5 protein-coding genes are annotated in these 6,478 nt (G+C 47.9%); 4 read left to right on the top strand and 1 reads right to left on the bottom strand.

The features are described from left to right. Positions 1 to 413 precede the first annotated feature (413 nt). Positions 414 to 1,550 (bottom strand): CsgG/HfaB family protein, encoded by a 1,137-nt coding sequence (locus KOO63_14420; protein MBU8923009.1) that lies wholly within the window; start codon positions 1,548 to 1,550, stop codon positions 414 to 416. 716 nt (positions 1,551 to 2,266) lie between these two features. On the opposite strand from KOO63_14420, the gene KOO63_14425 reads away from it, so the two are divergent. Genes KOO63_14425 through KOO63_14440 form a run of 4 tightly spaced genes read left to right on the top strand, consistent with a single transcriptional unit; the run spans position 2,267 to position 6,225 of the window. Continuing rightward, complete coding sequence (locus KOO63_14425) at positions 2,267 to 3,283, top strand: DUF3393 domain-containing protein (protein ID MBU8923010.1); 1,017 nt, start codon at positions 2,267 to 2,269, stop codon at positions 3,281 to 3,283. A gap of 33 nt (positions 3,284 to 3,316) precedes the next feature. Continuing rightward, a complete protein-coding gene (locus KOO63_14430) occupies positions 3,317 to 3,859 on the top strand; it encodes a hypothetical protein (protein MBU8923011.1) in 543 nt (180 codons plus the stop codon). A 43-nt stretch (positions 3,860 to 3,902) separates the two neighbouring features. Beyond that, on the top strand, positions 3,903 to 5,141 hold the full coding sequence (locus tag KOO63_14435; GenBank protein ID MBU8923012.1) for a CsgG/HfaB family protein: 1,239 nt from the start codon (positions 3,903 to 3,905) through the stop codon (positions 5,139 to 5,141). Between the two features lie 22 nt (positions 5,142 to 5,163). Continuing rightward, positions 5,164 to 6,225, top strand: coding sequence for an LPP20 family lipoprotein (locus tag KOO63_14440; GenBank protein MBU8923013.1), 1,062 nt, complete (start codon positions 5,164 to 5,166; stop codon positions 6,223 to 6,225). Positions 6,226 to 6,478 lie beyond the last annotated feature (253 nt).

The following is a 6,478-nucleotide window of genomic DNA, read 5'->3' on the forward strand; positions in this document are numbered from 1 at the left end:
ACCTAAAGCCCTATCCCTTTGATTTCTTTGAGTATAAGTGGTGGGCAATACTGATGTCGAGGGTGTGGTATGCTAGTTCGTATTCTGCGATGAGTATCAGCATAATTATTCACAGTTAAGAGCGAGACACCCGACCACCCCACCAACATGGGGTCCCCCCGACGCTCGATTGGGTCGGTTAGCGTCGCTTGTGGATGTACCGGGATCCGGTGCTGAGGGTGTGCAAATCATGACTGCCTACATCATCGTTATGACTGTCAACAAATAATGACACATTGCCTTCGACAATGACGTACCGATTTATTATTGGCGAGGGACAGGGCGGTATAATTCTAAGGTCTATGTTAGAATAGAAGCGAATGTGCCCTGTAGGGTCAAGGATATTACAATGTCTAATCTAATGCTACATTTATTCAATCAATTCTTATCCCTTCTAACTTATATATTTCAAAAGTTTGTCCAACAGAAAACGTAATTGCACGTGGTCTTTCAAGATTATTTATCCGTATCACATAAATTTTATTACCATTTACATATAATTTTATTACATCACCTATTTTTTCAACACAGAACATAAATTCCTGATATTGTTTAGGTGGCTTGCTCCTAATATTCATTCCATTAAAAAAGATACTTCCATAGGATTCATGAAAAACAACTTCGATCTCGTTTCCAATTTTAAAATTAAAATTGTTTGAATTACCATATGATACGATAAACTTAAACATCCAGTTCTCAGGAAAATCTATGCTTGGTATAGCAAAACTGTATGGACCTTTTTTAAAATTAGTTAAACAATTGCCATCTTTCTTTATTTTGCTTTGGAGAACAGCCATTTTAACACCACCTATCCATCCATTTGGTAGCATTCCTTCTTCTATTTTTGAAAAATCCTCGTAAAAGAATATATTGTCGTCCTGCATCGAACTATTTTCAGTATTTACAACTTTCTGCATGTGAACTTTCTTTGAACCATCACTTATCAATATTTTTCCCATTAAGATTTCAATACTTGAATCTTTCGGCAGAGTAACTGCGGCAACAGAAAATACAGATCCTGTCTCCGTAGCAATCAACCGAGAATTGATCCTGACCCTCTGCCCTAAATCGGTTATTGTACCGGTTGCAATGGCGTCAACTCCGAGCAACCGTCCCAATTCTTTAGCAGTCGATTCATCAACTAGCCCGCTGGTTGCCAACTCATGCTCTGCCATAACCCGGTTCAACATTTCGCGCTCGACTACTCGAAACGAACCGGTCTTATAGAGCCGCGTTATCATTTCTTCTGCAAGGAATCCTCCGAACTCTGTTACGGTACCGTCAAGATTCTGGAACTGTACTACCGCGATCTGCGATGCTTGTTGAGTTTTTAATCCTTCCACGATCTGATCGACAAGGCTGATAAATCCACTTTCGAGTGGATCTGTTGTCTGAGGGACTTCCAGTTTCTGTATATCAGTATTTGCAGCTTTCACCTTCGATGCAGGTCTACATCCTACGAGAACGAAAATCATAAGAATCGGCGCCAGAGTCATCAAATACTTCTTCATGTACGTCCCTTCGATAGTTTTGAAAGAGTTCCACTAAATAGTGATCGCTATATTTACTCTACTCCGAAATGTTGCCCAGAAAGGAATACAGCCAACTTTGGGCTGAATTCGTTTGTCAATACACTACGAGCCTTACGGAGAAATCTTTCCTGCGCGGCCTCCCGGGACTTGTGTCCCACTAGGTCTGGTATTTCTACAAGTTCTTCTTTGTGTGACAATCCCAAATTGGCTAAATACTTTGTTATCGATTGCCACTTAGGGCTAGGCTACCACAAACTCGACACAACATTCAAATTCCTTTTTCTTGCTAATCATCAAGCTCTGTATATTCCCTGTTATATCAGATCAATATTTCAGCTTGATATAGTTATCTAAATATTGTACGGTCCACATTCCACAATACACGGAGTTAATCAGGACCATTTTTTACAGTTGGATTGACGCGTGATAGTCAGGGGGCCATGAAGATGAATCATCATAGTGTTGTGGGTACAGTAATCTCAGAGAATATTCGGACTCTTGCAAGCGGTCTTTGCAGAAGGATTTTTCGGAGACGTAACCTGGGCTTGCTCCCCTTGCTCGCGTTCCTTAGTGCCCATGCATCTGCCCAGGACACATTCGATGACCAAACCACAGAGTTCGAACGAGCGTTCCAGACCCAATCGACGGAGTTCGATAGTACAAATAATGCAATGGAGGGTGAGTGGCTCGTCTGGATGCGTGCCGACTCCCTCGCCTTCGCTCGGTTTCGGACCGAGATCGTGGCTCGGTGGGGGGACTACCGCGGTACTACGAAAAAGGACTGGGTCGAATATTCGGACGACTTCTTTACACGCACGGTCGTGGATTTCGAGGAAGGCACCGCAACGATTGATGTGTTGGTTCCGACCTCAGTCGATTCTGCAGCGGTCATCGGTCGATTACGCACAGCGGTAGCTACCTTGATCCTCAATCCAGGCAAGACAATGGACTACAAGGTGCTTGATCAATCACCCCGACCTCTGGGCCAACGTGCTATCCTCGCCGACCAATTGGCCGGGCCGGACGGTGAACTCGTCACTTCTGAGACTGCCGAAACGTTTGCCAGAAACATTGTTTCGCCCGAAGCGGTGACCTCCACCACCGTCATATCCGGAGACGGAATTGCCCGCATCAAGGTCTCTGTCACGACTTCCCTGGTACCAGACCACTTGCGCGTACGAGCCAAGAAGTACATTGAAACGGTACGCAGGCACGCAGACCGCTACGGACTGGACACTCGCCTGATCCTGGCCCTCATCCATACCGAATCCTATTTCAACCCAAAGGCTCGTTCTCCCGTACCCGCCTTTGGATTGATGCAACTAGTGCCTTCGAGTGGAGGACGCGACGCCTATGAATTTGTGACCGGAAAGGCCGCCGACCCCTTGCCAAATTATCTCTACAATCCGGATCTCAACATCGAATTGGGTTGTGCATACCTTTCGGTTATCAAGGATCGATACTTGGCTGGGATCGAGAATCTGCAAAGCCGTCTTTACTGCACAATCTGTGCCTACAACACGGGGGCGGGCAACGTTAGCCGCGCATTCTCGGGTACCAACCGTGTAAAACTTGCTATTCCCAAAATCAACACTATGTCCCCGGACCAGGTTCTCTCGGTGCTCAAGGCCGATCTACCCTACAAAGAGACGAGACGATACATAGAGAATGTCCTTAATCGTGTTAAGTATTATAATGAGTGGAAAAACTAACCCGCAAACCTCATCGAAGCAAAGGAGCTCGAAATGAAGCAGATTTTAGGCATGATTGCCTTGCTAACCATCACAATGGCCCTCGCAGGTTGTGGCGGTACGAAGACCGTCGAACTTGACCAACTCGCCGCAGAAGACGTCAGGCCACCCGATTGGTACGTAAATCCTCCCAAAGACGGAGACTTCCTGTATGCTGTTGCTACATCCACAAGTATGGATGTACAGGTGTCCGTTGACAAGGCAACCTTGATGTGCCGCGAGGAACTTGGTAAAAGGATAGCATTGAAACTTCGCGGCATTGAAAACAACTTCGAAGAGGAGACGGGATTCCTGATGGATGCCGAACTGAAAACGGCATATAAATCTGCAGTAAACGCCATTACCGAACAGACCCTCAGAGGAACTCGAGCAAAGAAGAAGCACCTCGTACATGAGGGCGAGCTCTGGCGGGCATACATCCTGATGGAACTCCCTGTGGATCAGATTCAACAGGAAATCATCACAGGAGTAAAGGGTCATGAGGGGCTGCTCGACAGGCTCGGTGAAACGGCGACATTTAAGGAGATTGGGGGTTGATCAAGTATCAATAGCCGCATTCTCATGAACGAGGGATAACTTTATGGCCAAGTTAAGAACATATGCCGAATTAAAATCCATTTATTCAGTCCTGCTAATCATTGCTGTATCGATTTGGACTTATTCGTGCGCCCCGACCAAGCGAACACCAGTGTCTCTGACTACACACCCCTTGCCCTCACAAGCGAAGGCACAACCATCAGAGATCGAACCGATATCTTCAGCAACCAAATTACGAAATGCCGCTTCACTTATCACTAACGACTTGGCTGCGGCCTTTTCTCAGGATGAGAAATTGAAGGTAGTTATCATGCCATTCAGCGAAATGGACGGCATGACGGTCAATTACCTCGGGTCTTATCTCTCTGACAAGATTAACAATGAGCTGGTTGTTGCCGCACCACAACTCGATGTTCTGGAACGTAGTCGCATCGAGGACGTCATAAATGAACTGGAACTCGGCATGTCTGGCTTGCTCGATGATGCAACCGTCCAGGAGGCAGGCCGGGCTTTGGGCGCCGATGTGATCATTGTGGGTTCCCTCGCAGTAATCGGCCGCCGTGATCTGGAGGGTTCAGAGATAGAGATTAACGTACGAGTTATTTCGATCAGTCTGATGAAAGCTGTAGCCTCCTCCAGCCACTCGCTCCTACCCGATGTAGCCATCTGGGACATGATGGATCGCCAGATGTCTGGACAAGGACTCCGGAAGACAGGATCCGGCCGAAGTTCGAGTAGAGGTAGTGGCTTCGTGGACGACTTTAATCCATCGACTGTCAAGTATAGATTCTTTAATCCATATACCGGGCACGCGATGGGTAAATACATCCTAAACGACGATGCTGGATGGCTGGAGATCCGAAGCGCCGACAACACGGGGCTCGGCTTCAGTACGAACCTCTCGGCGCCGACGAAAACCGGCAAGATTACCGTCACCTTCACCCCAACATGGGTCTTCCCGGATTCCGGACAGATCGCCATCACAGTAACCTCAACACGCGGCGACGGGTACCACTTCCTCTTTCCTAAGTCACATTACAAATCGGGGCTTTTTTATATTATTGGGGGTAATCAACAGCTGATCTGGGATCGGAAGGGAGATTCCTTCGGACTCAATCAGAAACACACTATGACTTTGGAATACTCACCTGAAAGAATTGTTGGTCTGTTTGACGGTGTGAAGATTTTCGATGCTCGCAACAACCACGACTTCACTGTCGAGACATTCACGATCAGTACATTTCAGATGAATTGTTGTATCGAGTTGCTGGAGATCAACTAACGGATACCGCGGAGGCAGAGCGATGGATCACAGAACAACAACAATAAACTGGTTGCGGATGCAATCAACTCGTTGCATCTCCGCTCAACTTACAGCTATGATCGTCTTGTCAACATTGATAGTTTCTGTAGTTCCGGCACGCACCCAGACTGCCCGACCTGCGTGGGTCGAAGATCCTACTCTGGAATACCCACCCAGCGAGTACCTTGTCGGTGTCGGTTCCGGAGAATCTGAAGAGATCGCGATTGAAAACGCACGAGCAAATCTTGCTGCCGGGTTCCGTGCACACATCCGCTCCCAAATGCAAGTAGAAGACGAGGTTACCGAGACCTTCACCCCAAAAAGCAATACCTTCAATCGTGCGACCCGGACTAAACGTTCGATCGTGGTGGAAACGAGCGAGAATCTGGCCAATGTCACGCTGGGCGGCCAATGGTTCGAGGAGACATCCGGACGCCATCACGCCCTTGTATTCATTAAGCGGGATGAGGCCGAACAGACAATCGGTGCCGATATCTATAGCCGCCTCGCACAGATCAGTGAACTTCTGGATTGCAATGGCCGTTATCCGGCTGTACTCACAGAATATGCCGGAGCCGCCAAGGCTGTGGCTCTTTACCGTGAGTACGAGGCTCTCAGCGCCCAACTACGGGTTGTGAGCGAGGGACGGTTGGGGGAAATCGACGCAGGTCTGGGATCGCAAGTGGCCAACTGGTTTTCCAAAACAGGCAACAGCCTGACGCTGACAATAGTGGCAGCACCCCAAAATCTAACATCGTCCCTTCGCAACGCTCTTCTGAACGCAGGTTTTACAGTAGTCATTGAACACGCACTGTTCACAGCCGAACTTATCTATGTAACGAGCCCGACACCCTACTCGATTCCTTTTGTATTCGAAGACTGGGAAATGTCTTTACGGATACGTCACACCAACGACGGATCCGAGGTGTTTACTCTGAACTGGTTTAACCGCGCCGGTCACAAATCCCGGAAAGCAGCTCAGGAACGATGTCTCCGCGAAGCACGTAAGATTCTTAATGATTCGCTCAGCGTGGAATTGGAAGCCTTCCTGGCCGATCAGTAGGAGAGATAACAGTCGGCACCGAGCGCCCGACCGACAGGAACAATGGAAAGGAAATTGAGTAATCCATGACCGTCGAAAGGAATCGCCATCATGAATAACCTGCGGGGAATTGCAACATTGACCTCCTCCCTTTAAACTCAACCAGTCCCAAAACAATTAATCTAAATTACTACTGGGCTCCCCCCCCATCTCCCCCACGATCCTGCCCCTTCACAAAATGGTGCCCTCCCGGTGCCCCCGCATGCTCCATAGG

Source organism: Candidatus Latescibacterota bacterium (assembly GCA_019038625.1).
Classification (GTDB): domain Bacteria; phylum Krumholzibacteriota; class Krumholzibacteriia; order Krumholzibacteriales; family Krumholzibacteriaceae; genus JAGLYV01.